This is a genomic window from Mesorhizobium sp. B2-8-9, from assembly GCF_006439475.1.
In the GTDB taxonomy this organism is placed as follows: domain Bacteria; phylum Pseudomonadota; class Alphaproteobacteria; order Rhizobiales; family Rhizobiaceae; genus Mesorhizobium.
The window spans coordinates 24,264-49,863 of the sequence record NZ_VFTQ01000015.1 but is presented as its reverse complement, the minus strand read 5'-3'; the positions used below and the strand labels follow the sequence as shown (position 1 = coordinate 49,863).

Here is a 25,600-nt window from a genome sequence, read left to right as displayed (position 1 = left end):
GGCGTTCAAGCTGCCAATCTCCCCCCTTGAGGGGGAGATCTCCGGCAGGACAGAGGGGGGCGCCGTAGAGCGCGGCGGTGGCGATTTTCCTGTGCGCGTACACCATCAATCGCCCTCATCCTCATACCCTACGAGATGCAGCGGCCGCGCCGCGATGCCCTCCAGCTCGCACCAGCGCACCAGCGCCTCCTCGCGGCCATGCGTGACCCAAATTTCCTCCGCGCCGGTTTCCTTGATCGTGATGATCAGCTCGTCCCAATCGGCGTGGTCGGAGATGATCAGCGGCAGCTCGACGCCGCCTTGCTTGGCGCGCTGGCGGATGCGCATCCAGCCCGAGGCGAAGCAGGAGATCGGATCCGGGAAACGCCGCGCCCAGCGATCGGCGAAGGCCGATGGCGGGCCGATGACGATCGCGCCGGCGAAATCGGCCTTGCCGCGGCTTTCCACCGTCCCCGGCTCGAGCTTGCCGAGATCGATGCCTTGGCTCTGATAATATTCGCTGAGCTTGGCCAGCGCGCCATGGATATAGATCGGCCTGTCGTAGCCGGCGTCGCGCAACAGCCGCATCACGCGCTGCGCCTTGCCGAGCGCATAGGCGCCGATCAGATGCGAGCGTTCGGGAAATTGCGCCGCCGATTTGAGCACGCGCGCGATCTCGTCCTGGTCCGGCGGATGGCGAAACACCGGCAGGCCGAAGGTTGCTTCGGTGATGAAGACATCGCATGGGATAGGCTCGAACGGCAGGCAGGTGGCGTCCTTCTGCCGCTTGTAGTCGCCGGAGGCGACGATGCGCATGCCCCCGTGCTCGACGCAGATCTGCGCCGAGCCCAGCACATGCCCGGCCGGATGGAAGGTGACGGCGACGCCGTTGATGTCGATTGTCTGGCCGAAAGCGGCCGCCTGCGTGGTTTCGGCGAAATCCTCGCCATAACGCAGCCCCATGATGTCGAGCGTCTCTTGCGTGGCCAGCACCGAGCGGTGGCCGGAGCGCGCATGGTCGGAATGGCCATGCGTGATCAGCGCCCGCCCGACCGGCCGTACCGGATCGATGAAGAAATCGCCGGGCGGGCAGTAGAGGCCCTCCGGCCGGGGCTTGAGCAGGTCGCTGGCGCGCATGGCTTTGAACATAGTGGCTAAATTTGCCTCGGGAAGCCTGTTGCAAGAGACTGCTGACTCGTCCTACAGCCCCTTGCCGGCTCCGCCTCGCCGGTGGGATTTTTCAAAAGATGAAACCGCTCCAGGCCTCCTCGGGCGATTTGAACGCCGATCGTCGCGCCGATTTCGCCGAGACGCTGCTCGCCTCGGGCGAGCTGGCGCAGGCGGCCGAGCTTCTGCTTGGCGCGCTGGAACTGGCGCCGCAATGGGCGGCGGGCTGGTTTCGCCTCGGCGAGATGCAGGAGGCGGCAGGCCTGCTCGACCAAGCCGCGCAGGCCTGGGCCATGGCGCTGAAGCTCGAGCCCGCGGACCGCCTTGGCGCCGCGCTGAAGCTTCAACTGATCGGCAAGGCGCCCGCCGCCGAGGCGCCGCCCAGCGCCTTTGTCGAGACCTTGTTCGATCACTACGCCGACAGTTTCGAGGACTCGCTTGTCGGGAAGCTCGGTTATGGGCTGCCGGATTTTCTCTGGCGCGCCATAAGCAAGGCACGGCCCGGCCGGTTCCGGCTGGCCCTCGACTTCGGCTGCGGCACCGGCCTGATGGGCGAGAGGCTGCGCCCGTTCGCCGACCGGCTGGAGGGCTACGACATCTCGGCCGGCATGCTGAGGAAGGCGAAGGCCAAGGGCATCTACGACCGGCTGGCCAAGGCCGACCTCCAGCATTTCTCTTACACAGGCGCCAAGGCCGACCTCGTGGTCGCGGCCGACGTGTTTATCTATCTGGGCGCGCTCGAACGCTTTGTCGGCGCGGTCGCGAACATGCTTGCCGATGGCGGCCTGTTCGCCTTTTCGCTCGAGACGCTTGCCGGTGGCGGCGATTTCGCCCTTTTGCCGTCACGGCGCTATGCCCATTCCGAGGCCTATGCGCGGCGCGTGCTTCGCGCCAACGGGCTTGCAGTCCTGTCGCTGGAAAGCACGGTTATCCGGCACGACCGGCGGGATCCGGTCGAGGGCCTGGCCATTGTGGCTGGGTTTCCCGCTGCAGCCGCCGAGCTGGGGAATCCGGCAACGGCATGAGGTCGACCTTGCTGCGAAAAAGCCCGAATGGCATGGTCCCGGTTGCGCGGGGCGGATACCGAGTCTTTGTTTTTGCGCAATTCCGGACGGAAAACCACGAGGCACTTTTCCTGGAATTGCCCTAGGGAGATATCCATGCGCTGGACCATGGTTGCGTTGGCGTCTTGCCTGACGGTCTCCGGCTGTGTCGGCGGCACGTCGATGGCCGAGCGTCAGGACGAGGATGTCCAATCCTCATTGCAATATGACGATGTGCCTTGCGATCAGTTGCTGGCGCAGCGCAATCAACTGGCGCGGCAGAACAATCTGCCCGTCACTGCCAAGCCGGGCTTCTCCAATCCGGCCATGGGCTTCGGCCCGTTCATGCCGGATATGCGCTCCAAGGCGCAGCGCGCCAGCAACAAGGCGAGCGGCGAGATCGACGCCATGAACCGCTCGATCGAACGCCGCGACTGCGGCAAGCCGAAGAAGAAGGAGACGCTCGGGCTGCCCGGCTCGAAACCTTCCTGAGCCCCGTTTGACGCTCGGATGGACCGGCGAGCGTTTGATCGCGCTTGAAAGACCGCCCGATGAACCTCTCAGACCTCGGCGACCGCATCTGCATCCTGGGCCCGTCCAATAGCGGCAAGTCCACCCTTGCCGACGCGATAGCGCGCAAGCGCGGCCTGGAAGCCGTTCACCTCGATCAGCTCTTTCATCTGCCCAATACGGATTGGGAGCAGCGTCCGAGGGCCGAATTCATTGCCCTGCACGATGCCGCGATAGCCGGCGAGCGCTGGGTGATGGACGGGAACTATTCGGTTTGCATGCCGCAGCGACTTCGGCGGGCGACAGGCTTGATTCTGCTGGATATCTCCACGGCCGCGAGTCTTCTGCGCTATTTAAGGCGAACGCTGTTCGAGAAGGACAGGCTCGGCGCTCTGGAAGGCGGGCGCGACAGCATCAAATGGGACATGATCCACCACATCGCCGTCACCACGCCGCGAAACCGCAGGAAATACCGGGCGATGTTCGAAGCGCTCGATCTGCCGAAGCTGCAGCTGTCTTCGCTGCGGGCGATCAAGCAGCGCTTCCGCGACTGGGGTCTGACTCCCGATTAATACCCCGCCTCGCGGTCAACCAGGTTCTCGAGCTTCTCGCCGCGCTCGAAGGCGGCCATCTGGCGAAGCATGATCGGCACCAGGTGCGCCGGGTCCGACGTTGCCGCCGCATGCGGCGTGACGAACACTTTCGGATGGCTCCACAGCGGGCTGGTCTTCGGCAGCGGTTCGACCTCGAACACGTCGAGGCTCGCTTCCTTCAGCGTGCCGTCGTCCAGCGCGCGCAAAATGTCGGCGTCCTTCTGCAGCCGTCCGCGCCCGGCATTGATCAGCACGGCGCCGCCGAGCCCGTTGCGCCGGCGCAGTTCCTTGAGCAGTCCGTAATTGACGATGCCCTGGGTCTGCGGCGTGAGCGGCAAGAGCACAACCAGGATGTCAGTGGCATTGAGGAAGGGGATCAGCCCCGCCTCGCCGGCATAGGTCGAAACGCCCTTCATCCCCCGCTCGCTGCGCGACCATCCGTTGACGGCGAAACCGAGCGACAACAACGCCGAAGCCGCGGCGCGGCCAAGACTGCCAAGCCCCATGCTGCCGACGGAGACGTCGCCCGCCACCCGTTGCGACGGCTCGTGCCAGATCTTCTTTTGCTGCTGGGCCCGGTAAAGCGAGGCCTGGCGATGGTGGTCGAGCACGCGCCAGACAACATATTCGACCATGTGCTGGGTAAGATTGTCGGCGACGATCTTGACGATCGGCACGTCGGGCAGGCCTGGATCGGCAAAGACATGGTCGACACCGGCGCCGATCGAGAAGATGGCGCGCAGATTGGGCAGCGACTTGAGAAGGTTGGGCTTCTGCTTCCACACCACCGCATAGGTGATCGAAGGATCGTCGGCGCCGTTCGGCTCCAGCACGACCTCGCGCTCGGCCGAGAGCAGCTCGTGCCAGCGCTGCGGGTGGATGCCCGTGAGGGCAAGCAGGATTTTGCCTTTTTCCATTCTCGGATTTTTCTTCCCTGTTTCGCCGGTGCGGGTCCGGCTACTCGCTGACCACGCCGGTCGGCGCGGTCTCGATCTTGAAGGCCGCCGCCATCAGCGCCCGCGTATGATCGGTTTGCGGGCTGCTGAAAATCTGCTCGGAAGGTCCCGCCTCGACGATCCGGCCATTGCGCATGACGATGACATCATTGGCAAGGGCGCGGACGACCTTGAGGTCGTGGCTGATGAAGAGGTAAGCGAGATTGTGCTTGGCCTGCAGGCTGCGCAAAAGGTCGACCACCTGCGCCTGCACGCTCATGTCGAGCGCGGAGGTCGGCTCGTCGAGCATGACGAAGCGCGGGTTGAGCACCATGGCGCGGCCTATGGCGACGCGCTGGCGCTGGCCGCCGGAGAATTCATGCGGATAGCGGTGGCGCGTTTCGGGATCGAGGCCGACCTCTTTCAGCACGGCGACCACCTTGTCGTCGCGCTGGTCGGCCGAGAGCTTCGGCTCGTGGATCTTCAGTCCTTCCTCGATGATCTCCGAAACCGACAGGCGCGGGCTGAGCGATCCGAACGGATCCTGGAAGACGATCTGCAATTCGCGCCGCAGCGGCCGCATGGCGCCGAAGGACAGCTGGTTGATGTCGCGTCCGTTGAAATTGATCGTACCGGTCGAGGAGATCATCCGCGCGAGCGCCAGCCCCAGCGTCGTCTTGCCCGAGCCGGATTCGCCGACGACGCCAAGGGTCTGGCCGGCCCGCACTGTGACGTCGATGCCGTCCACGGCCTTCACATGGTCGACCGTGGTCCGGAAGAAGCCCTTCTTGATCGGGAACCAGACCTTGATGTCCTTGCCGGTCATGACGGATTTGGCGCCCGGGTCGGTTGTGGGCGGCTTGCCCTTCGGCTCGGCTGCGAGCAGATGCTTTGTATAGTCATGTCGCGGATTGGCGAAGATTTCCCTGGTCGGGCCGCTCTCCACGATCTTGCCCTTGGTCATGACGCAGACGCGGTCGGCGATCCTGCGCACGATGCCGAGATCATGCGTGATGAACAGGAGCGACATGCCCTTGCGGGCTTTGAGCTCCGCCAGCAGTTCCAGGATCTGCGCCTGCACGGTGACGTCGAGCGCGGTCGTCGGCTCGTCGGCGATCAGAAGCTCCGGCTCGTTGGCCAGAGCCATGGCGATCATGACGCGCTGGCGCTGGCCGCCGGAGAGCTGGTGCGGATAGGCGTCGAGGCGTTTCTGCGGATCGCGGATGCCGACCTCGGTCAGCAGTTCCAGCGTGCGGGCGCGCGCCGGGGCGTCGCGCAGGCCCTGATGCAATTGCAGCACCTCGACGATCTGCTGCTCGATCGTGTGCAGCGGGTTGAGCGAGGTCATCGGCTCCTGGAAGATCATGGTGATCTTGTTGCCGCGCACGCCGCGCAACGCCTTCTCGTCCATGGCAAGCAGGTTGGCCCCACTGAACAGGATCCTGCCCGACGGATGGCTGGCGGCGGGATAGGGCAGGAGCTTCAGCACCGACAGCGCCGAAACCGATTTGCCCGAGCCGGATTCGCCCACCAGGGCCAGCGTCTCGCCCTTGGCGATGTCGAATGAGATATGGTCGACAGCGATCGCCTGCTTGCCGCCTTGCGCGAAGGCGACGCTCAGGTCTTGGACGGAAAGCAGGGCTTGGCTCATTTGAACGTCTTGCGCGGATCGAAGGCGTCACGCGTCGCCTCGCCGATGAAGACCAGCAGCGACAGCATCAGCGAGATCACGATGAAGCCGGAGATGCCGAGCCAGGGGGCGTTGAGGTTGCGCTGCGCCTGTTTCAGCAATTCGCCGAGCGAGGCCGAGCCCGGCGGCAGGCCGAAGCCGAGATAGTCGAGCGAGGTCAGCGTCGAGATCGAGCCCGAGAGCAGGAAGGGCAGGAAGGTCAGCGTCGCCACCATGGCGTTCGGCAACAGGTGGCGGAACATGATGGTGAGGTTCGGCACGCCCAGCGCGCGCGCCGCGTTGACATATTCGAAGTTGCGCGCGCGCAGGAATTCTGCCCGCACCACGCCGACCAGCGCCACCCATGAAAACAACAGCATCAGGCCGAGCAGGATGAAGAAGCCGGGCGGCAGGATGGCCGAGATGATGAGCAGCAGATAGAGAACCGGGATCGCCGACCAGATCTCGATGAAACGCTGGAAGAGAAGGTCGGTCCAGCCGCCGAAATAGCCTTGCACCGCGCCGGCCGCGACGCCGATCAGCGATGACCCGAGCGTCAGGATCAGGCCGAACAGAACCGAGATGCGGAAGCCATAGAGTACCCGCGCCAGCACGTCGCGGGCCTGGTCGTCCGTGCCCAGCCAGTTCCAGTTGCCGACGGTGCAGTTGGCGTCGGCCTCGCCTTGCGGGTACTGGCTGCAGCGCGTCTTCTTGTCGTAAAGCCAGGACGGCTTTGCCGGCGCCGGTTCCGGAATGGCGTTGTTGACCGTCTGATAGGAGTAGCGGACCGGTGGCCAGATCATCCAGCCATTGGAGTTGATCTCGTCCTGGATCACCGGATCGCGATAGTCGGTGACGGCATAGAAACCGCCGAACTTCTCCTCCGGATAGGCGACCAGGACCGGAAACAGGATCTCGCCCTTGTAGGAGGCGACGATCGGCTTGTCGTTGGCGATCAGCTCGGAAAACAGCGACAGCACGAACAGCAACAGGAAGATCCAGAGCGACCAGTAGCCGCGCCGGTTGGCCTTGAAATTCTGCAACCGCCGCTGGTTGAGCGGCGACAGAAATGGCCTGCGGGGCCGGGCCTGCGCGCTTTCGATCGCGGCCTCGGCCATCAGATGTCTCTCCGCTCGAAGTCGATGCGCGGATCGACCCAGGTGTAGATCAGGTCGGACAGAAGGCCGACGAACAGGCCGAGCAGCGAGAAGATGTAGAGGGTGGCGAACACCACCGGATAGTCGCGGTCGATCACCGACTTGAAGCCGAGCAGGCCGAGGCCGTCGAGCGAGAAGATGTTCTCGATCAGCAGCGAGCCGGTGAAGAAGGCCGAGATAAAGGCGCCGGGAAAACCAGCGATGACGATCAGCATGGCGTTGCGGAACACGTGGCCGTAGAGCACCTTGTGCTCCGACAGCCCCTTGGCGCGCGCCGTCACCACATATTGCTTGCGGATTTCTTCGAGGAAGGAGTTCTTGGTGAGCAGGGTGGTCGTCGCGAAAGCCGAGAGCACGAGCGCCGTCAGCGGCAGCGTCATGTGCCAGAAATAGTCTGCGATCTTGGCGGGCCAAGACAGCTGATCCCAATTGTCAGAGACGATGCCGCGCAGCGGAAACCAGTCCCAGAACGAACCGCCCGCGAACAGCACCATGAGCATGATGCCGAACAGGAAGCCTGGAATGGCATAGCCGACGATGACGACACCGCTGGTCCAAACGTCGAAGGTCGAGCCGTCCTTCACCGCCTTGCGGATGCCGAGCGGGATCGAGATCAGGTAGGATAAAAGCGTGATCCAGAGGCCGATGGAGATGGAGACGGGCATCTTCTCCAGGATCAGGTTCAGCACCGAGATATCGCGGAAATAGCTGTCGCCGAAATCGAAGCGGATATAGTTCCACAGCATCATGCCGAAGCGCTCGAGCGGCGGCTTGTCGAAGCCGAACTGCTTTTCCAGCTTCTTGATGAATTCGGGATCGAGCCCCTGCGCGCCGCGATATTTCGAGCCGACATCGCCGGCCACGTCGAAATTGCCGCCGCCGGCGTCGCCGCCACCGCTGCCGAGGCGGTCGTTGCCGCCCTGGTTGGTCAGCCGGGCGATCACCTGCTCGACCGGCCCGCCCGGGGCGAACTGGATGACCGCGAAGGAGATCGCCATGATGCCGAACAGCGTCGGGATCATCAGGAGAATGCGGCGCAGGATATAGGCGCCCATCAGGCGACGGGCCCCGCGCGAACAGTGATGTCAGGCTTTGCCAATCTTTGCCGCCTTGCCCTTGTCGAACCACCACAGCGCCTCGACCGGAAAGCCGAAATCGGGTTTCTGTTCGGGGAAGCCGAACATGTCCCAATAGGCGCTTCGGTGATTCGCCAGATACCAACTTGGAATCCAATCGCGCCGCGCGCGCAAGGCCCGGTCCAACGCGCGCATGGCGGTGGTCAGGCTTTCACGATCCTTGGCCGCGCCGACGGCATCGATCAGCGCATCGACTGCGGGGCTTGCAACGCCCGACAGGTTGCGCGAGCCCGATACGGTGGCGCTGCGCGAGTGGAAGAAAATTTCCAGATCGTCGCGGGTCGGCGTGGCGCTGAAATTGAAGGCGGCCGAGAGCAGGTCGAAATCGAATGTCGATTGCCTGAGCTGGTACTGCGCCGAATCCACCAGGCGGATCGAGGCATCGATGCCGATGGCCTTCATGTTGGCGACCCAGGGCGAATAGACCTGCACAAAAGTCTCGTCGTCGACCAGGAATTCGGCGGCCAGCCGCCCGCCCTTGTCGTTGACCACGAAATCACCGGAGCGTTTCCAGCCGGCCTGAGCGAGCAACTTCAATGCCGCGCTCAGTTGCTTCCGGTCCCGCCCTGAGCCGTCCGACGGCGGTTGCGTCACCGCTTCGCCGAATGTCTCCGCCGGCAGCTGGTCGCGCAGCGGCTCAAGCAGCGCCAGTTCCTGCGGCGTCGGCATGCCCGCGGCCCGGAAGTCGGATTTTTCGAAGCAGGATTGCGAGCGCTCATAGGAACCATAAAAGAAGTTGCGCCGTGTCCATTCGAAATCGAAGCAGAGCGCGATCGCTTGCCGCACGCGTGGATCCTTGAACTGCTCACGCCGCTGGTTGACCGCGGTGGCCTGCATGGATGGCGTGGTTTCAGCCGGGAACTCATGCTTGATCACCTTGCCGGCGGTAAAGGCCGGAAAATCGTAAGCCGTCGCCCAGACGCGCGACGTGAATTCCTCGCGGTAGAGGATCTCGCCCTTCTTGAAGGCCTCGAACCCGGCGGTGCGATCCTGGTAGAATTCGATGCGGATGCGCCCGAAATTGTTCAGGCCGCGATTGACCGGCAGGTCGTTGCCCCAATAGTCGGCCACCCGCTCATATTCGATCCAGGCGCCCGCCGACCAGCGCCCGACCTTGTAGGCGCTTGAGCCGAGCGGCGGATTGAGCTGCGAGGAATCGAACGGGTTGGCCGTAAAGAAGGCCTTCGAAAGGATAGGGAATCCGACGACGTTGAGGATGGTGCGGGCCGACTGCTTGCCCGAGAATTTGAGCTCGACCGTGTGGGTGTCCTTCGCCACGGCATCTTCCAGATGCGTCAGTGACAGCGCGTAGTCCGGATGCCCTTTGTCTTTCAGCAGCTTGAAGGTGAAGGCAACATCGTCGGCGGTGAGCGGCGTCCCGTCATGGAAGCGCGCCTGCGGGCGCAGCGAGAAGGTGAAGGTGTTGCGGTCGTCCGAGATCGTGACACTTTCGGCGATCAATCCATAGGCCGCATCCGGCTCGTCAAGCGCCCGCACCATCAGGGAATCGAAGCACATTTCCATGCGTTGCGGGGAATCGCCCTTGGGGACGAACGAATTCAGCGTGTTGAAGGTCTGCGGGCTCTGGTTGGCGCCCCAGTTGGGCGGCGAGAAGTTGAAGGTGCCGCCTTGCGGCGCATCGACATTGACATAGTCGAAATGGGCGAAGTCGGGCTTGTATTTCAGGTCGCCGAAGGCCGACAGGCCATGCAGCTTGACGCCGGTCGGGGTATCGGCAAAGGCCCGGCCCGGCAGCAACGCGGCCGCCGTGGCCGCGGCGCCGAGCGCCAGGAAGTCGCGGCGAGGAAGCAAAGTCCGCCGCTCCATCAATTGAGGCCTTTGTACTTGGCGGCCAGTGCCTTTTCCCTGGCCGTGTCGATCCACCAGGAATCGATATCGGCGCCGCGGTAGCTGGGCTGCTTATCCGGCATGCCGAATTTGTTCCAGTAGGCGTACCAGACAGCGGTGCGATGGTACTGCGGCAGGACGTAGAAGTTCCACAAGAGCACCCGGTCAAGGGCGTGGGTGGCGGCGATAAGATCGGCGCGGTCGCTGGCAAAAACGATCCGATCTATCAGGGCGTCTACGACCGGGTCCTTAATGCCCATCAGGTTACGCGAGCCTGGGGCGTCTGCTGCCTTCGAACTCCAGAATTCGCGTTGCTCGTTGCCGGGCGATTCAGATTGCTGAAGCACCGTCGTTACCATATCGAAGTCGAAGTGGTTGATCCGGTTGATGTACTGGGTCTGGTCGATGATGCGTAGGGTCGCGTCGATCCCTATTTTGCGCAGGTTAGCGATGTAAGGGCTGGAGATGACTTGGTCGGTGTCGTTCGAACCGAGTATCTCGAACTTAAGCGGCTCGCCGGACTTTGTGTTGATCATCTTGCCGCCCTTGATCTGCCAGCCGGCCTGAGCAAGGAGATCAACGGCCCGCTTAAGATGTTTCCGCTCCGCTTGCGGTGAGTCATACACAGGTAGCTTGAACTCCTGAGTGAACAATTCGGGCGGCAGCTTGTCGCGATATTTTTCCAGGATTTCCAGTTCCTTGCCTTGCGGCAGGCCGCTCGACGCCAGTTCGGTGCCTTGGAAATAGCTCGACGTTCTGGTGTTGAAGCCAAAAAACAGCGTCCTGTTCATCGTCTCGAAATCGAAGGGCTGGGTCAGCGCCTCACGCACCCGACGATCTTGGAAAAGTGCTCGCCGCTGGTTGAACACGAAGCCCTGCATGGGCTGCGCATGTTCGCTTTCGAAGGTCTTCTTGATCACATCGCCGCCCTTGAAGGCCGGAAAGTCATAGGCCGTTGCCCATTTGCGCGAACTCATTTCGCGGTGGATGTCGTCCAGCCCACCTTTTGTGAAGGCCTGCCAGGCAGCGTTGTCGTCAAGGATGTAGGTGAAGCGCTGGGTGTCGAAATTCTCGCGGCCGATCTTCACCGGCAGCTTGGCGCCCCAATAGTCCGGCACGCGCTGCCAGACGATTTCCGAGCCTGGCTTGAAGCTGGCGATCTTGTAGGCCGCGGAGCCCAGTGGCGGCTCGAGCGTCGGCCTTGTGATGTCGCGCTTCTTGCCGCTGGCGTCCGTGCCTTCCCACCAGTGCTTCGGCAAGACGACGAGATCGCCGAGGATCTTGGGCAGCTCGCGGTTGCCCTTCTGGTTGAAATGGAACTCGACCTCGCGGTCCGAGACCGCGACCGCCTCGGTCACGTTCTCGAAATAGCGATTGTATCTGGGGCTGTTGGCCTTCAGCACCTGGAATGACCAGACCACGTCGTCGACGGTGATCGGCTTGCCGTCATGCCATTTTGCACGAGGATCGAGTCGGTAGGTGGCTGAGGAAAAATCGGCAGGATACTTGAAGGCGTCTGCGATCAGGGGGTGGCTCACACTGCCTTCATCAGTAGCCTGTTCCATCAGCGTGTCGTAAAGCAGGCTGCCACCAAAATCGGCGAAGCCAGCAGCGGGTGACCCTTGCACTATGAAGGGATTGAAGCTGTCGAAGGTCCCTGCAGCGACGGCATTGTAGGTGCCGCCCTTCGGCGCATCCGGATTGACGTAGTCGTAATGCTGAAAATTCTCGCCATACTTTGAAGGTCCGATCAGCGACGATGTCGTGCGCCATTCATCGGCGAAGCCGGCCTGCAGGCTGGCGGCGAAGGCAAGCGCGAATGCCGATGCGAAAAGCGTGCGGAAGCGGCCAACCTTCATGCGTTCTCCTCGTCGCGAACTCCAGAGCGGTTCATCGTTTCCCGGAAACGACAACCGCTCTATCGCTTTGTTTCGACGCAATTCCGGACGGAAACCCGGTTCCCGCTTTCGTGGAATTGCTCTGTCCACCCGCAATCTAGATCATTTGACGCGGGTGGAAACCGCAAGTGCCGCCTTTGTCGCGCTCCATGCAGCTTTCCTAACAGAAAAGCCGGGACGAACCCGGCTTTTCCAAGGAAGTCTCTATGACAAATTGTTTATTGAGCGGGCGCGGCGGGCTTGGCCGGAGCGGTTCCCTCGGCCGGCTTGGCCGGCGCGGCGCCTTCGGCGGGCTTCGCGGGTGCGGCACCTTCCGCCGGCTTGGCTTCCGCCGAAGCACCCGGCTGCGGCAGCGGCTTCGGATTGTCCGACAGCGTGCGCAGATAGGCGATCACATTGGCGCGGTCTTCATCCTTCGGCAGGCCGGCGAAGCCCATCGCCGTGCCCTTCACGAACTTCTTCGGCGAGGTGATGAAGTGGTTGAGATTGTCGTACGTCCAGTGCTCCTGGCCGCCCTTGGAGAAATCCTTCATGCCGGCCGAATAGGCGAAGCCTTCATGCTCGGCGACGGGGCGGTCGACGATGTCCCAAAGATCCGGACCGACCTTGTTCGGACCGCCCTTTTCGCCGGAATGGCAGGCCTGGCACTTCTTGAAGATCGCGGCGCCCGCCTCTGCGTTGGCGGTGGCGAGCAGGTCGGCGATCGGCTTGGCTTCCGCCGCGGGAGCAGCCGGACCGCCTTCGGTCGGTTCCTGCGCTTCGATGGCGAAGCCGGGCTTTTCGGGCGTCGGCGAGGCGAACAGCCCGTCCGAGACGAGGCCTATGGAAAAGACGATGAAGCAGGTTCCAAGAAATCCGCCGAGCAGCTTGTTGACTTCGTTGGAATCCATACGCCCCTTGCTCCCTTTTCCGGCGGACCGTCCCGTCCACTCCGTCCGTCGGTATCGCGAACTGCCCTGAAAGGCCAGTCAAACCGCGCGGAAACTAGGTCTTTTGCTCTGGCGTTGCAACACCTATAAGGGCGCTTCCAGTGAGACCTTTTGCCACTTTTCCATCCGCTTTTTTCGGCTGCCCTGAAATCCGATGTCGACCTTGATCCTGATCCCCGCCCGCATGGCCTCGACGCGCCTGCCGGGCAAGCCGCTGGCCGACATTGCGGGCGTACCGATGATCGTCCATGTCGCCCGGCGCGGAGCCGAGGCCGGGCTTGGTCGCGTGGTGGTGGCGACCGACACGGAAGCGGTCGCACAGGCAGTGCGGGCGCATGGTTTCGAGGCTGTCATGACCCGCGCGGATCACGAATCGGGCTCCGACCGCATCTTCGAGGCGCTGACGGCGCTCGACCCCGAAAAGCAGGTGGAAACGATCGTCAACGTCCAGGGCGATCTGCCGACCATCGCCCCCGAAATCATCGGCGCGTCGCTGCGGCCGTTTGAGGACAAATCGGTCGATATCGCCACGCTCGGCGTCGAGATCGTGCGCGACGAGGAGAAGACCAATCCCAATGTCGTCAAGATCGTCGGCTCGCCGCTGTCGTCGACACGGCTGAAAGCGCTCTACTTCACCCGCGCCACCGCGCCCTGGGGCGAGGGGCCGCTCTACCACCACATCGGCCTCTATGCCTATCGGCGCGCCGCGCTGGAACGTTTCGTCGCGCTGAAGCCGTCGCCGCTGGAGCGTCGCGAGCGGCTGGAGCAGCTGCGCGCGCTGGAAGCCGGCATGCGCATCGACGTCGAGATCGTCCATTCCGTGCCGCTCGGCGTCGATACGCCGCATGATCTCGAGCGGGCAAGACAGATCCTTTCAAATTGAGATATCGGCATGGCTGACAAGACCAACAGAATTTCCTTCCAGGGCGAGCCCGGCGCCAATTCCGACACGGCCTGCCGCAACATGTTCCCGTCGATGGAGCCGTTGCCTTGCCCGACCTTCGAGGATGCCTTCAATGCGGTCGAGACCGGCAAGGCCGAGCTCGCCATGATCCCGATCGAGAACACGATCGCCGGGCGCGTTGCCGACATCCACCACCTCTTGCCGGAATCGAAGCTGCACATCGTCGGCGAATACTTCCTGCCGATCCACTTCCAGCTCATGGTGCTGCCGGGCGTGAAGCGCGAAGAGATCAGGACCGTCCACAGCCATATCCACGCGCTCGGCCAGTGCCGCAAATATATCCGCAAGAACGGCTGGAAGCCGGTGGTCGCCGGCGACACGGCGGGTTCGGCCAAGATGGTGTCGGAGGTGAAGGACCGCACCATGGCCGCGCTGGCGCCGGCTCTGGCGGCCGAGCTCTATGGGCTCAACATCATTGAGAAGAATGTCGAGGACACCGATTCCAACGTCACCCGCTTCGTCGTGCTGACCAAGAACAAGCAATGGGTGGAGCGCCCCGCGCCGGACGCAAAGATGATGACGACCTTCATCTTCCGTGTCCGCAACGTCCCGGCCGCGCTCTATAAGGCCATGGGCGGCTTCGCCACCAACGGCATCAACATGACCAAGTTGGAGAGCTACCAGCTTGGTGCCTTCACCGCGACGCTGTTCTACGCCGACATCGAGGGCCACCCGGACGATCCGCTGGTCAAGCTGGCGCTGGACGAGCTGCGCTTCTTCTCGCGCGAGATGCGCATCCTCGGCGTCTATCCGGCCAGCGCCTCGCGCGAGCAGTGGAAGGTCGCGGATTAGCGCCAGCCCAATTCAGGTCAGGCCGAGCTGAAAATGGTGGCCTCCGAGAACCGGAGCGGAGCGTACTTGAAGTACGTGAGCACCGGAAGCGCAGGGGGCCGCCATTTGCAGGCCGGCCTCACCTGAATTTTCAGCCGAACCCCAGCGGCACGTAGTCAATCTCCATGAACTTCTCGACCTCGGGCACCCAGCGGTCGCGCACGAAGGCGACATGGTCGGGGTGCTCGTTGTAGCGCGTGTAGGCCGCCTGGTCGGCGAATTCCATCGAGAAGCCGAACTGGTAGTCGTTCTTCGGGCTCACCTGCCGCAACTGCTCGAAATGCGTGACGCCCTTGATCCCGGTCAGGATCTTCTTCGCATCGTGGAGGAAGCGCTTCGTCTCCAGCGATTGCAGCGGATGCTTCAGCGTGAACACGACGGTGTGGCGGATCATGTCTCGGCTCCTATTCGCTGTCGACCCAGGCGCGGATGAGGTGATGGGCGATCGCCCCTTTCGGCGGTGTAATCAAGCCGTCGGCATGCTGCCTGTCGAGCATGGAGCGCACCTCGTCGCGGAAGAACCAGCGGCAGTCCTCCAGCTCGTTGAGGTCGGCCTGGATATCCTCGTTAAGGGGCTCGCCGAAACAACCAATCATCAGCGAATAGGGGAACGGCCAGGGTTGGCTGGCGTGGTAGACGACGCGGCCGAGCCGGATGCCGGCCTCTTCGAGCGTCTCGCGCCGTACCGCCGCCTCGATTGTCTCGCCCGGCTCGATGAAGCCTGCAAGCGCCGAATACATGCCCGGCGCGAAATGCCTGCCGCGCCCCAATAGGCATTTCTCGCGCGTCACCGTCAGCATGATTGCCACCGGATCGGTGCGCGGGAAATGGTCGGTGCCGCAGGCAGGGCAATGGCGCCGGTAGCCGCCGGCGCGCATCTCCGAGCGGTTGCCGCATTTGGAACAGAAGGCATGGCTTACGTGCCAGGCAAGCAGCGCCGCGCCTTGCGCCAGCGCGCCGGCCGCCGCCTCGTCGACCAGCCCTTGCATATAGACGGAACGATAGTCGATCGCCTTGATCGTCTCGGGCAGCTTTTCCGGCTCGATGCCGGCGGGCACGGCCAGCACCGGCCCGCTGTCAGAGAAGCCGAGCAGCACGCCGCGATCGAGTGCGGCCTCGAAAGCTCCACTCTCATCCGTCCTGAACCAGGGGTCGAACGTGCCATCCTCAAGTTTGAGATAGAGCCGGCCGGCATGCATCAGCATCAGCCGCGCGGCCTGGTCGGCCAGCGCTTTTTCGACCGCATCGTCGGCGCGGTTCTCGGACTGCCGATCGATCCGGTTGCCGGCGAAACCGACGAATTGGCTGGGCTCGCGCAAGGGCGCGTCGAACAGGTGAAAGCTCATGGAGACTCGGGTGGGCTCGATGTGCGGAATGGACACTGGTCAGCTTATAGCGCCGCCTTGATCGTTTCGGCAAACCGCCTGATATCGGAGCGCTGGTAGGGCTCGCGTATGCCATAGCCCCAGACCGGTCCCGGCCAGCCGGGATCGCCCTCCGAGCGGGCGACGACGTGGACATGCAGCTGACGCACGATGTTTCCGAGCGCGCCGGTGTTGATCTTGGTGCATCCGGTCACCCGCTTCAGCGCCTGCGCCACCATATTGGTCTCGAAGGTCAGCATCGCCTGGTCGAGCGGCGTCAGGTCGTGAATTTCCTCCACGCCCGGCCGCTGCGGCACCAGAACCAGCCATGGCCAGCGGCGGTCGTTCATCAGCCTGAGCTCGCAAAGGCCAAGCCACATAAGCTGCTCGCTGTCCGCCTCCAGCCGGGCGTCCAGCGTGAATCCGGCCTCGAGGCCCGGCAGCATGAGCGTTTCCTTCGCTTTTGTTGCAAGCATTTTCCAAACCAGGAACGCTAGAGCGGCGGCAGGGTGGCTGCAAGCGATTCATTGACCGCCATTATCGATTTGAAGGACTTTCCGCCTTCGATGCGGTTGCGGGTTCCGGCTCGGCCCTTGCATTTCGCTGCCGAATTGCCGATATGGAGCGCGGGAGGTTGGTGGTGGACGATCCACTCGCCAACCGGGTCAGGTCCGGAAGGAAGCAGCCCTAACGAGCCCGGAACGGGTCATTGTTCCAGCCTCCCACCTCTTCGCCTTTCTCCCCCGACATTGACGGCGCCAAGCCGTGCGGGTGAGACTATGCGCAGGAATCGGCCGCCTTCCGTCGCGGTCCTGGGAGCTTTTGACGGCGAATGAGCGAAGCCGGAAATTTGGGGCCACAAAGCCTGGAGACTGGCAAGGCCGCCGCTTATCGCGTCCTGGCGCGCAAATACCGCCCTTCGAATTTCTCCGAGTTGATCGGCCAGGAGCCGATGGTTCGCACGCTGACCAACGCCTTTGCCACCGGCCGCATCGCCCAGGCCTGGATGCTGACCGGCGTGCGCGGTGTCGGCAAGACGACGACCGCGCGCATCCTGGCGCGGGCCCTGAACTACAAAACCCCGACCGTCGACCAGCCCTCCGTCGATCTTTCGATTCTCGGCGAGCATTGCCAGGCGATCATGGAAGGCCGCCATGTCGACGTCATCGAGATGGACGCCGCCTCACATACCGGCATCGACGACATCAGGGACATCATCGACCGGGTGCGCTACGCACCGGTCTCGGCGCGCTATAAGGTCTACATCATCGACGAAGTGCACATGCTCTCCACCCAGGCCTTCAACGGCCTGCTGAAGACGCTGGAAGAGCCGCCGCCGCACGTCAAATTCATCTTCGCCACCACCGAGATACGCAAGGTTCCGATAACGGTCCTGTCGCGTTGCCAGCGCTTCGATCTCCGCCGCATCGATGCCGGCGCGCTTGTCGGGCATCTGTCTTCGATCGCGGCCAAGGAAGGTATTACCGTCGACGACGAGGCGCTGGCGATGATCGCGCGGGCCGCCGAAGGCTCGGCGCGCGATTCGCTCTCCATCCTCGACCAGGCGATCGCCCATGGCAGCGGCACGGTCAGCGCCGAGGCGGTGCGAGCCATGCTCGGCCTTGCCGACCGCGCCCGCATCATCGACCTGTTCGAGCATGTCATGAAGGGCGATGCCGCAGCGGCCTTGGCCGAATTCCGCGCGCAATACGACACCGGCGCCGATCCGGCCGCCGTGCTTACCGATCTTGCCGAGTTCAACCACCTCGTCACCCGCCTGCGCTTCGTGCCGGCGGCAGCCGACGATGCTTCGCTTTCCGAGGATGAGCGCCGGCGCGGCGCCGAATTCGCCGGCACGCTTTCCGTGCGCGTGTTGTCGCGGACCTGGCAGATGCTGCTCAAGGGTATTCCTGAGGTGCAGTCCTCTAACCGCCCGGTCAGCGCCGGCGAAATGGTGTTGATCCGCCTGGCGCATGCCGCCGACCTGCCGACGCTGGACGAGGCGCTGAAATCGCTGGAAGGTGCGGCCCCGCAGTCGAATGCCGCGCCGCGCGCCAACGGAGCACCCGCGGGGTCCGGCAATGGCAGCGCAAGTGCTGTCGCGCAGACCCGGGTGCCAGCTTCCCCCGGCGGCGCGCAGACGATGCGCCTGGTCGAGGCGCAGCCTGTGCCGGAGACCTTCGTTCCCGCGCCGGAGCCGGTCGCCGAGGCGCCTGTCGTTCCAGTGAAATCGCTGGCCGACATCGTTGCGCTTGCCGACGCCAATCGCGACATGGCCTTCAAGGTGCTGCTGAAACGCTGCGTGCGGCCGGTTCGCATCGAGCCCGGCCGGCTCGACGTTGCCTTGACTAACGACGCGCCGAAGATGCTGCTCAACGACCTCACCGCCAAGCTGCGCGCCTGGACCGGGCGCAACTGGCTGGTGTCGCTGTCGAAGGAAGAGGGCGGCCAGACACTGGCCGAGATGGAGACGACGAAGCGCGAGAACGCTTTCTCCGATGCCAAGAGCGACCCGACCGTCGCGGCCATTCTCGCCCGTTTCCCTGGCGCCAAGATTATCGATGTGCGCATCCCGGACGTGCCGGAAGTGGATGAAGCCGAGGCGGACCTGCCGGTCGAGCCGGCGGCCGATGACGACGAGACCTGAAACATTTTTAGAGGACCAACCGATGAAAGATCTTCTCGGCCTGATGGGCAAGGCGAAGGAAATGCAGGCCAAGTTCCAGGCCATGCAGGACGAGATCGCCACGCTTGAAGCCACCGGCCAGGCCGGCGGCGGTCTGGTCAGCATCACGCTGACCGGCAAGTTCGAAATGAAGACGCTGAAGATCGATCCGTCTTTGATCAAGGCGGACGAAGCCGAAATACTGGAGGACCTCATCCTGGCCGCCCACAATGACGCCAAAAATAAGGTTGAGCAGATCATGCAGGAGAAGACCAAGGCGTTGACGGCAGGCTTGCCGATCCCGCCCGGAATGAAATTGCCTTTCTGAGGCGGTGTCCGCCAGTTAATTGATTATGAACGGAAATTGAGTCCAGCCTGCAATATTAACCATTTTGCCGGCAATGCTCACGGGCTCATTTCGCGGCATTCATAAAGTTTTACCCAAGTCCAGAAGTTGCTAACCCTCTAGCCATCTTTTTGCCCGAAAGAGTCTCATTCTTGCCACATCTCGGGGCGGGCTGGCATCTGGACATGAGGCTTTTTTGGTGATCGCGACGCGATGGAAGACGCCGCTGCTGCTTATCGGCATCGTCACTTCCCCCTTGCTCCTGGCCGGTTGCAGCCAGACCACTTCCTCCCATGGCATGTCGGTGTCGGGTCTGACCGATGCCCTTACGCCGAGCTTCCTCACGCGTTCCTCCGGCCACTCGCTGAAGGACAAGGAATGCTTGCAAAGGGCAATGTTCTTCGAATCCAACAGGTCGAGCCGCGACGGCATGATCGCGGTGGGCACGGTCGTCATGAACCGTCTTCGCTCGGGCCAGCACGGCAACACCATCTGTCAAGTTGTCGGCGAGCCGGGCCAGTTTGCTCCGGGCGTCATGACTCGGCCGATGAATTCAAGGGCCCTGCCGGATGTCGAGGAGGCGGCCGATGCTGTGCTGAGAGGCGAACGCAAGGCCAAGCTCAAGAACACGATGTATTTCCACACCGCCGGCCTGCGTTTTCCCTACAAGAACATGCATTACACCATGGTTGCCGGCGGCAACGCCTTCTATGAGAAGCGCGGCCGCAATTGGCAGCCGCTGCCGGATGAGCCGATGGTCGCCATGAACGTGGGCGACCAGCAGAAGTCTGGCCGGCAGCAGCCCACGGCCGCCGCTCCGGTGCTCGTGGCTTCCGCCGAGCCGATCGTCAGGACGATCGTCCGTCCGGACCCGGCGAAGCAGGCGGCCTTGGCTGCGGCCGCGCGGACCGAAGACGCTTCCGCCGAACAGACCTATGTGACGGCTTCCGTTCCATCTTCTGCCAAGTCCGGCCGCCTCGCGCAGAAGCCGACGGTCGTGGCGATGCAGGAGCCGATGGCCGAGCCGGACGCCTCGCGTTTCGGCGGCACGCTCAAGGGCCGTTACGTCTCTTCGGTGCCCAGCGCGCCGCAGGAAGCGTCGATGGGCTTCCAGTCGACGCCTGAGAACACCGACGCCATCGGCGCGATGATCGCCAGCCAGGATCGGCCGCTCGAAACCAACTGAACCCGATTTCATCCAATACAGGCTCCGCCATGGCAGCATGGCGGGGCCTGTGCCCTTGCTGGCTGTTCCAAACCGCTCTGAAAAATCCTGGATCAGTCCACCGTTTTAAGAAGCGGCGAACTGATCCATCTTTTCCCTTGCACGCAATTCCGGACGGAAAACCGCTTCGCACTTTTCCTGGAATTGCTCTAGATCAGGGCGATGTCGAAGAGAATCGCCGGTCCGGAAATCGAACGCCTGATCCAGCTCCTGGCCAAGGTACCGGGGCTAGGGCCGCGCTCGGCCAGGCGCGCAGCGCTTCATCTCATCAAGAAGAAGGAACAGCTGCTCGAGCCCCTGGCTGCCGCCATGAGCGAAGCGGTCGACAAGGTGCGCATCTGCTCGACCTGCGGCAATGTCGATACCGCCGATCCTTGCATGATCTGCACCGACCCACGCCGCGACGCCGGCACGCTGATCGTCGTTGAAGACGTCTCGGACCTTTGGGCGCTGGAGCGCGCGGCGGCGATGAACGTGCGCTATCACGTGCTCGGCGGCACGCTGTCGCCGCTCGACGGTATCGGTCCCGACCAGCTCAACATCCGCTCGCTGGTCGACCGGATCGCCGGCGGCGAGGTGAAGGAAGTCATCCTTGCCGTCAACGCCACGGTCGAGGGGCAGACGACGGCGCATTATTTGACCGACCAACTGTCGGGATTCGAGGTCAAGGTGACGCGGCTCGCGCATGGCGTGCCGGTGGGCGGCGAGCTCGATTACCTCGACGAAGGCACGCTGGCCGCGGCGTTGCGGTCGAGGACGGCGTTTTGAGGGGACTGGAGAGGGCGCGCGTGACAGATGTTATTCCTCGAGATGCTGCGCTCCGTCACACCCCCCTCTGCCCTGCCGGGCATCTCCCCCGCAAGGGGGGAGATTGGCAGTTTCTTTGCCGGCGCTTTTATCCCCACGTCGGCGATTGGCGAAAGCCTGCGCGACATCTGATCTCCCTCCTTGCGGGGGAGATGTCCGGCAGGACAGAGGGGGGTGTGAAGGAACGCCAGCATTTCAGGCTGGCTATTCTTTCCTTCCTAGCGACGTTTCTCGCTCTTCTCCTCACCACCCCCACCCATGCCGCCCCCATCGACGACCAGTTCCAGGCCTGGCTGCAGACCGACCTCTGGCCCGAAGCCAAGTCCAAAGGCATCTCCAAGAAGACCTTCGACGCCGCCTTCCTCGGCGTGAAGCCGAACCTGAAACTGCCCGATCTCGTCCTGCCCGGCGAGAAGCCGACGACGCCTGAGAAGCAGCATCAGGCCGAGTTCGGCCCGCCGGCCAGCTACTTCGCCGAGAAGGTCGTTCGGGCCGTCACCTCGGGCGGAAGGACGCGCGAGAGCGCCAATGCCCGGACGCTCGGGCTGATCGAGAAGCGCTATGGCGTTCCGGGCGAGATCGTGCTGGCGATCTGGGGCCGCGAGACCGGATTCGGCGCGGCCAAGATGCCTTACGACGCCTTCGAGGTGCTGGGCACCAAGGCGTTCATGTCGACCAAGAAGGATTTCTTCCGCACCGAGGTGCTGGCGGCGCTCGAAATCGTCGAGCGCGGGCTGGCGCCGGTCAATGCGATGAAATCGTCCTGGGCTGGTGCGCTCGGCCAGCCGCAATTCATGCCGACCTCCTTCTTGAAGCACGCCGTCGATTTCGACGGCGACGGCCGGCCCGACATCTGGAATTCGACGCCCGATGTGCTCGCCTCGATCGCCAACTATCTCGTCCATTATGGCTGGGTGAGGGAGCGCGGCTGGGGGGCCGAGGTGACGGTGCCGGCAAATGTGTCGTGCTCGCTCGAAGGACCCGACCGGGGCAAGAGGATCTCCGATTGGGTGGCGATGGGCATCAGGCGCGTCGACGGCAAGGCATTTGCGGCGAGCGAATTGAAGGCCGAGGGCTTGCTGCTGATGCCGGCCGGGCGCAGCGGTCCGGCCTTCGTCGTGACGCCGAACTTCTATGTGCTGAAGCAATACAACAACAGCGATCTCTACGGCCTGTTCATCGGTCATGCCGCCGATCGCATCGCCAAGGGCGACGCCGCCTTTGTCGGCGGCTGGGGCGCGGTCGGCGATCTCCACCGCTCCGATATCGCCGCCCTGCAGCGGGCGCTGGAGGCCAAGGGCTACGATGTCGGCAGCGCCGACGGCCTGCCCGGCTTCAAGACCCGTCGCTCCATCGGCATCTGGCAGGCAAAGAACGGCAAGCCCGCCACCTGCTTTCCCGATGCGGGCCTAGTCGCGCAGTTGAAATAGCGTCTGCCTCGCAAGGGACGGAGCTGATAATTTTTTGCGGATTGGCGGCTTTAATTAGCCGGCGCATGGGTCGACTCATACGGCTCGTCTGGTCCCCCGATATAGCGTCTCGCAAAATGTCCGTTGCCGGTTCGAGAACCGCTGAATAGGGTGTTGACCAACTGGACAAAAAACACGACGGTAAGGGGTCAAAGCCGCAGCCGGCCTTGCAAAGAACAATACAGCCCTGAGCCGGGAACTCAGGTCAACAAAACAGGGAACGATCACTATGATGCTGGAAAAGTTTGCTCTCCGCTCGCGCGCCTTGCTTGCCGGCGCCGCGCTGTCCGCGCTGCTCGTCGCGCCCGCTTTCGCGGTCACGCCCGCCGATACGCTGGTCGAGGGCTTTGCCATCGACGACATCATCTCGATGGATCCGGGCGAAGCGTTCGAGCTGTCGACGGCCGAGGTCACCGGCAACACCTATGATCTTCTGGTCCGCCTCGATCTCAACGACACCTCCAAGGTCAAGCCCGACCTCGCCGAGAGCTGGACCGTTTCCGATGATGGCCTGACCTATACGTTCAAGCTGAAGCCCGGCATGAAATTCGCCTCCGGCAATCCGATCACCGCCGCCGACGTCGCCTATTCCTTCGAACGCGCCGTCAAGCTCGACAAGAGCCCGGCCTTCATCATCAACCAGTTCGGCATTACCGGCGACAACGTCACCGAAAAGGCCAAGGCCGTCGACGACACCACCTTCCAGTTCGTCGTCGACAAGGCCTATGCGCCAAGCTTCGTGCTCAACTGCCTGTCGGCCACCGTCGCGTCGGTCGTGGACGCCAAGCTGGTCAAGGAACATGTCGCCGCCGCCACGCCGAGCGCCGACTACAAATGGGACAACGATTTCGGCAATGCCTGGCTGAAGACCGGCTATGCCGGCTCCGGTCAGTTCAAGCTGCGCGAATGGCGCGCCAACGAGGCCGTCGTCCTGGAGCGCAACGACAACTACAACGGCGAGAAGGCCAAGCTCGCCCGCGTCATCTACCGCAACATGAAGGAAAGCTCGGCACAGCGCCTGGCGCTCGAAGCCGGCGATATCGACGTCGCCCGCAATCTCGAGCCGAACGACCTTGATGCCATTGCCAAGAACGCCGATCTCACCACCACCAGCGCGCCGAAGGGCACGGTCTATTACATCAGCCTCAACCAGAAGAACCCGAACCTCGCCAAGCCCGAGGTGCGCCAGGCGTTCAAATATCTGGTCGACTACGACGCGCTCAGCACCACCATCCTCAAGGGCATCGGCGAAATCCACCAGTCCTTCCTGCCCAAGGGCGATCTCGGCGCCATCGACGATAACCCGTTCAAGCTCGACGTCGCCAAAGCCAAGGAATTGCTTGCCAAGGCCGGCCTGCCGGACGGCTTCAAGGTGACCATGGACGTGCGCACTGGACAGCCGACCACCGGCATGGCGGAATCGATCCAGCAGACGCTCGGCCAGGCCGGCATCAAGCTGGAGATTATTCCGGGAGACGGTAAGCAGACGCTGACCAAATACCGCGCCCGCAACCACGACATCTACATCGGCAACTGGGGCCAGGACTATTTCGACCCGAACTCCAACGCCCAGACCTTCGCCTCGAACCCCGACAATTCGGATGCCGGCAAGTCCCACACGCTCGCCTGGCGCAATTCGTGGGACATTCCGGACCTGACCAAGGAAACGGAAGCAGCGCTTCTGGAGAAGGACGCCGCCAAGCGCGCCGACATGTACAAGGATCTGCAGAAGAAGATCCTCGACACCAGCCCCTTCGTCATCATCCATCAGCAGCTGGAAGTGGCCGGCCTGCGCAAGAACCTCAAGGGCTTCGCGCTCGGCCCGAGCTTCGACACCAACTTCGTCGGTGCGGTCTCCAAGCAATAGTGTCTTCGGGCGCGCCGCGTGAGCGTAGCCGAAAACCAGGCGGCAGCGGGGCGCGGCAGCGCCCGCGCTGTTGCCGTCCTGTCGTCGCTCGGCCGCTTCCTGGTCGTCGCGGTGACGACCTATCTCGGCCTGCTCGCGGTGACCTTCTTCATCGGCCGCGTCATCCCGATCGATCCGGTTCTGGCCGTGCTCGGCGACCGCGCTCCTATTGCCGTCGTCGAGCGCACGCGCCGCGAGATGGGTCTCGACCTGCCCTGGATCGAGCAGTTCTACCTCTATGTCAAAAGTGCGCTGAGCGGCGACTTCGGCACGTCGGTGCTGACCACCAATCCGGTGATGACCGATATCCGCCGCGTTTTCCCGGCGACCATCGAGCTGGCGACGCTGGGCACGATCATCGGCGCTGTCATCGGCGTGCCGCTCGGCGTGCTGGCCGCCGTCAAGCGCGGCAGCCTCATCGACCAGATCGCCCGCATCGTCGGCCTCATCGGCTATTCCGTGCCGATCTTCTGGCTGGGTCTGCTCGGGCTGGTGCTGTTCTACGCCAAGCTGCAGTGGATCGCGTTTCCGGCGCGGCTCGATGTCGTCTACGAATATACCTTCACGCCTATCACTGGCTTCTATCTGCTCGACGCCGCGATCCAGGGGCAGTGGGACGTCTTCTACGACGCCTGGCGCCACATCGTCCTGCCGGCTTCGCTGCTCGGCTACCTGTCGCTTGCCTATATCAGCCGCATGACGCGTTCCTTCATGCTGAACGAGCTGGCGCAGGAATATATCGTCGCGGCCCGTGCGAAAGGCCTGTCGGAGACGCGCATCATCTGGGGCCACGCGCTGCGCAACGCCGCCGTGCCGATGGTGACTGTGATCGCGCTTTCCTACGCCAACCTCCTCGAAGGCTCGGTGCTGACCGAGACCGTCTTCTCCTGGCCCGGCATCGGCCTCTACATCACCAACTCGCTGCAGAACGCCGACATGAACGCCGTGCTCGGCGGCACCATTGCCATCGGCTCGGTCTTCATCGCCATCAACCTTTTCTCCGATCTGCTCTACCGGCTGCTCGATCCAAGGACGAAGACCGGATGATCGGAGCTATTGCCGTTTTGGGCTTGGCCGCGGCCAACCACCCCCGCTCCGGCCCTTCGGGCCACCTCTCCTCGTGCCTGGGGGAGAGGACAAGCCGGTCGCACGCTTGGCG

Annotated in this window: 23 protein-coding genes and 1 other RNA gene; 13 read left to right on the top strand and 11 right to left on the bottom strand. The window is 63.3% G+C overall.

Going from position 1 to position 25,600, the window contains the following annotated elements; all coding sequences use genetic code 11:
* Nucleotides 1–105: 105 nt before the first annotated feature.
* Nucleotides 106–1,116: a ligase-associated DNA damage response exonuclease gene (locus FJ423_RS18705; RefSeq protein WP_140843961.1), complete on the bottom strand. Its 1,011-nt coding sequence runs from the start codon at nucleotides 1,114–1,116 to the stop codon at nucleotides 106–108.
* Nucleotides 1,117–1,226: 110 nt separating this feature from the next.
* Here FJ423_RS18705 and FJ423_RS18700 point away from each other — a divergent pair, with 110 nt between their 5' ends.
* The 3 genes from FJ423_RS18700 to FJ423_RS18690 all read left to right on the top strand — a co-directional run bounded on the left by FJ423_RS18700 (nucleotide 1,227) and on the right by FJ423_RS18690 (nucleotide 3,271).
* Complete coding sequence (locus FJ423_RS18700) at nucleotides 1,227–2,171, top strand: methyltransferase domain-containing protein (protein WP_140843792.1); 945 nt, start codon at nucleotides 1,227–1,229, stop codon at nucleotides 2,169–2,171.
* Between the two features lie 135 nt (nucleotides 2,172–2,306).
* Nucleotides 2,307–2,681, top strand: coding sequence for a hypothetical protein (locus tag FJ423_RS18695; RefSeq protein WP_140843790.1), 375 nt, complete (start codon nucleotides 2,307–2,309; stop codon nucleotides 2,679–2,681).
* 59 nt (nucleotides 2,682–2,740) lie between these two features.
* Nucleotides 2,741–3,271, top strand: coding sequence for an AAA family ATPase (locus FJ423_RS18690; protein ID WP_140843788.1), 531 nt, complete (start codon nucleotides 2,741–2,743; stop codon nucleotides 3,269–3,271).
* Here FJ423_RS18690 and FJ423_RS18685 read toward each other — a convergent pair.
* The 7 genes from FJ423_RS18685 to FJ423_RS18655 form a co-directional block, all read right to left on the bottom strand.
* Nucleotides 3,268–4,209 (bottom strand): glyoxylate/hydroxypyruvate reductase A, encoded by a 942-nt coding sequence (locus tag FJ423_RS18685; RefSeq protein ID WP_140843786.1) that lies wholly within the window; start codon nucleotides 4,207–4,209, stop codon nucleotides 3,268–3,270. The genes FJ423_RS18690 and FJ423_RS18685 overlap by 4 nt on opposite strands.
* Before the next feature lie 40 nt (nucleotides 4,210–4,249).
* Entirely contained in the window at nucleotides 4,250–5,878 is a 1,629-nt protein-coding gene (locus tag FJ423_RS18680) for an ABC transporter ATP-binding protein (protein WP_140843784.1), read from the bottom strand.
* A complete protein-coding gene (locus FJ423_RS18675; protein ID WP_140843782.1) occupies nucleotides 5,875–7,014 on the bottom strand; it encodes an ABC transporter permease in 1,140 nt (379 codons plus the stop codon). The genes FJ423_RS18680 and FJ423_RS18675 overlap by 4 nt, the downstream gene beginning before the upstream one ends.
* Nucleotides 7,014–8,108 carry a microcin C ABC transporter permease YejB gene (locus FJ423_RS18670; RefSeq protein ID WP_095766000.1) on the bottom strand — a complete coding sequence of 365 codons (1,095 nt, stop codon included), beginning with the start codon at nucleotides 8,106–8,108 and terminating at the stop codon, nucleotides 7,014–7,016. Before FJ423_RS18670 ends, FJ423_RS18675 begins: the two co-directional genes overlap by 1 nt.
* Before the next feature lie 30 nt (nucleotides 8,109–8,138).
* On the bottom strand, nucleotides 8,139–10,016 hold the full coding sequence (locus FJ423_RS18665; protein ID WP_140843780.1) for an extracellular solute-binding protein: 1,878 nt from the start codon (nucleotides 10,014–10,016) through the stop codon (nucleotides 8,139–8,141).
* Entirely contained in the window at nucleotides 10,016–11,896 is a 1,881-nt protein-coding gene (locus FJ423_RS18660; RefSeq protein WP_140843778.1) for an extracellular solute-binding protein, read from the bottom strand. The genes FJ423_RS18665 and FJ423_RS18660 overlap by 1 nt, the downstream gene beginning before the upstream one ends.
* Nucleotides 11,897–12,153: 257 nt before the next feature.
* Entirely contained in the window at nucleotides 12,154–12,825 is a 672-nt protein-coding gene (locus tag FJ423_RS18655; protein WP_140687576.1) for a cytochrome c family protein, read from the bottom strand.
* 193 nt (nucleotides 12,826–13,018) lie between these two features.
* Between FJ423_RS18655 and FJ423_RS18650 the strand changes: the two genes are divergently transcribed.
* A complete protein-coding gene (locus FJ423_RS18650) occupies nucleotides 13,019–13,747 on the top strand; it encodes a 3-deoxy-manno-octulosonate cytidylyltransferase (protein ID WP_140843776.1) in 729 nt (242 codons plus the stop codon).
* 9 nt (nucleotides 13,748–13,756) lie between these two features.
* On the top strand, nucleotides 13,757–14,620 hold the full coding sequence (locus tag FJ423_RS18645) for a prephenate dehydratase (RefSeq protein ID WP_140843774.1): 864 nt from the start codon (nucleotides 13,757–13,759) through the stop codon (nucleotides 14,618–14,620).
* 130 nt (nucleotides 14,621–14,750) lie between these two features.
* Here FJ423_RS18645 and FJ423_RS18640 read toward each other — a convergent pair whose 3' ends face one another.
* From FJ423_RS18640 to FJ423_RS18630, 3 genes are read right to left on the bottom strand one after another with little or no spacing between them, the layout of a single operon-like run.
* Nucleotides 14,751–15,053 (bottom strand): Dabb family protein, encoded by a 303-nt coding sequence (locus tag FJ423_RS18640; RefSeq protein ID WP_140843772.1) that lies wholly within the window; start codon nucleotides 15,051–15,053, stop codon nucleotides 14,751–14,753.
* A gap of 10 nt (nucleotides 15,054–15,063) precedes the next feature.
* Nucleotides 15,064–16,005 (bottom strand): NAD(+) diphosphatase, encoded by a 942-nt coding sequence (gene nudC / locus FJ423_RS18635; RefSeq protein WP_140843770.1) that lies wholly within the window; start codon nucleotides 16,003–16,005, stop codon nucleotides 15,064–15,066.
* A gap of 44 nt (nucleotides 16,006–16,049) precedes the next feature.
* Nucleotides 16,050–16,469, bottom strand: a complete 420-nt coding sequence (locus tag FJ423_RS18630; protein WP_140629353.1) for an HIT family protein — start codon at nucleotides 16,467–16,469, stop codon at nucleotides 16,050–16,052.
* Nucleotides 16,470–16,652: 183 nt separating this feature from the next.
* Between FJ423_RS18630 and ffs the strand changes: the two genes are divergently transcribed.
* From ffs to FJ423_RS18585, 8 genes are all read left to right on the top strand, one after another.
* Nucleotides 16,653–16,749: signal recognition particle sRNA small type (gene ffs, locus FJ423_RS18625), an RNA gene on the top strand.
* A gap of 106 nt (nucleotides 16,750–16,855) precedes the next feature.
* Entirely contained in the window at nucleotides 16,856–18,670 is a 1,815-nt protein-coding gene (locus tag FJ423_RS18620) for a DNA polymerase III subunit gamma/tau (protein WP_140843768.1), read from the top strand.
* A gap of 22 nt (nucleotides 18,671–18,692) precedes the next feature.
* The gene (locus tag FJ423_RS18615; RefSeq protein ID WP_095765991.1) at nucleotides 18,693–19,016 is read left to right on the top strand and encodes a YbaB/EbfC family nucleoid-associated protein; all 324 of its coding nucleotides are present in this window, start codon (nucleotides 18,693–18,695) and stop codon (nucleotides 19,014–19,016) included.
* A gap of 217 nt (nucleotides 19,017–19,233) precedes the next feature.
* Nucleotides 19,234–20,220 carry a cell wall hydrolase gene (locus tag FJ423_RS18610; protein WP_140843766.1) on the top strand — a complete coding sequence of 329 codons (987 nt, stop codon included), beginning with the start codon at nucleotides 19,234–19,236 and terminating at the stop codon, nucleotides 20,218–20,220.
* 201 nt (nucleotides 20,221–20,421) lie between these two features.
* The gene (gene recR, locus FJ423_RS18605) at nucleotides 20,422–21,027 is read left to right on the top strand and encodes a recombination mediator RecR (protein ID WP_140843764.1); all 606 of its coding nucleotides are present in this window, start codon (nucleotides 20,422–20,424) and stop codon (nucleotides 21,025–21,027) included.
* Nucleotides 21,028–21,218: 191 nt separating this feature from the next.
* Nucleotides 21,219–22,496, top strand: a complete 1,278-nt coding sequence (locus tag FJ423_RS18595; protein ID WP_140843762.1) for a lytic murein transglycosylase — start codon at nucleotides 21,219–21,221, stop codon at nucleotides 22,494–22,496.
* 271 nt (nucleotides 22,497–22,767) lie between these two features.
* Complete coding sequence (locus FJ423_RS18590; protein WP_181174836.1) at nucleotides 22,768–24,402, top strand: ABC transporter substrate-binding protein; 1,635 nt, start codon at nucleotides 22,768–22,770, stop codon at nucleotides 24,400–24,402.
* An 18-nt stretch (nucleotides 24,403–24,420) separates the two neighbouring features.
* Nucleotides 24,421–25,488 (top strand): ABC transporter permease, encoded by a 1,068-nt coding sequence (locus tag FJ423_RS18585; RefSeq protein ID WP_140843758.1) that lies wholly within the window; start codon nucleotides 24,421–24,423, stop codon nucleotides 25,486–25,488.
* Nucleotides 25,489–25,600: the final 112 nt, after the last annotated feature.

Bases quoted from the DNA above. Each gene is read 5' to 3' on its own strand.
- FJ423_RS18665 (WP_140843780.1), bottom strand. From the start codon at position 10,016: ATGGAGCGGCGGACTTTGCTTCCTCGCCGCGACTTCCTGGCGCTCGGC.
- FJ423_RS18650 (WP_140843776.1), top strand. From the start codon at position 13,019: ATGTCGACCTTGATCCTGATCCCCGCCCGCATGGCCTCGACGCGCCTG.
- FJ423_RS18705 (WP_140843961.1), bottom strand. From the start codon at position 1,116: ATGCGCGCCAGCGACCTGCTCAAGCCCCGGCCGGAGGGCCTCTACTGC.
- FJ423_RS18645 (WP_140843774.1), top strand. From the start codon at position 13,757: ATGGCTGACAAGACCAACAGAATTTCCTTCCAGGGCGAGCCCGGCGCC.
- FJ423_RS18640 (WP_140843772.1), bottom strand. From the start codon at position 15,053: ATGATCCGCCACACCGTCGTGTTCACGCTGAAGCATCCGCTGCAATCG.
- FJ423_RS18675 (WP_140843782.1), bottom strand. From the start codon at position 7,014: ATGGCCGAGGCCGCGATCGAAAGCGCGCAGGCCCGGCCCCGCAGGCCA.
- FJ423_RS18630 (WP_140629353.1), bottom strand. From the start codon at position 16,469: ATGCTGCCGGGCCTCGAGGCCGGATTCACGCTGGACGCCCGGCTGGAG.
- FJ423_RS18690 (WP_140843788.1), top strand. From the start codon at position 2,741: ATGAACCTCTCAGACCTCGGCGACCGCATCTGCATCCTGGGCCCGTCC.
- nudC (WP_140843770.1), bottom strand. From the start codon at position 16,005: ATGAGCTTTCACCTGTTCGACGCGCCCTTGCGCGAGCCCAGCCAATTC.
- FJ423_RS18700 (WP_140843792.1), top strand. From the start codon at position 1,227: ATGAAACCGCTCCAGGCCTCCTCGGGCGATTTGAACGCCGATCGTCGC.
- recR (WP_140843764.1), top strand. From the start codon at position 20,422: ATGTCGAAGAGAATCGCCGGTCCGGAAATCGAACGCCTGATCCAGCTC.
- FJ423_RS18680 (WP_140843784.1), bottom strand. From the start codon at position 5,878: ATGAGCCAAGCCCTGCTTTCCGTCCAAGACCTGAGCGTCGCCTTCGCG.
- FJ423_RS18655 (WP_140687576.1), bottom strand. From the start codon at position 12,825: ATGGATTCCAACGAAGTCAACAAGCTGCTCGGCGGATTTCTTGGAACC.
- FJ423_RS18660 (WP_140843778.1), bottom strand. From the start codon at position 11,896: ATGAAGGTTGGCCGCTTCCGCACGCTTTTCGCATCGGCATTCGCGCTT.
- FJ423_RS18595 (WP_140843762.1), top strand. From the start codon at position 21,219: ATGTCCGGCAGGACAGAGGGGGGTGTGAAGGAACGCCAGCATTTCAGG.
- FJ423_RS18620 (WP_140843768.1), top strand. From the start codon at position 16,856: ATGAGCGAAGCCGGAAATTTGGGGCCACAAAGCCTGGAGACTGGCAAG.
- FJ423_RS18695 (WP_140843790.1), top strand. From the start codon at position 2,307: ATGCGCTGGACCATGGTTGCGTTGGCGTCTTGCCTGACGGTCTCCGGC.
- FJ423_RS18685 (WP_140843786.1), bottom strand. From the start codon at position 4,209: ATGGAAAAAGGCAAAATCCTGCTTGCCCTCACGGGCATCCACCCGCAG.
- FJ423_RS18615 (WP_095765991.1), top strand. From the start codon at position 18,693: ATGAAAGATCTTCTCGGCCTGATGGGCAAGGCGAAGGAAATGCAGGCC.
- FJ423_RS18670 (WP_095766000.1), bottom strand. From the start codon at position 8,108: ATGGGCGCCTATATCCTGCGCCGCATTCTCCTGATGATCCCGACGCTG.
- FJ423_RS18590 (WP_181174836.1), top strand. From the start codon at position 22,768: ATGCTGGAAAAGTTTGCTCTCCGCTCGCGCGCCTTGCTTGCCGGCGCC.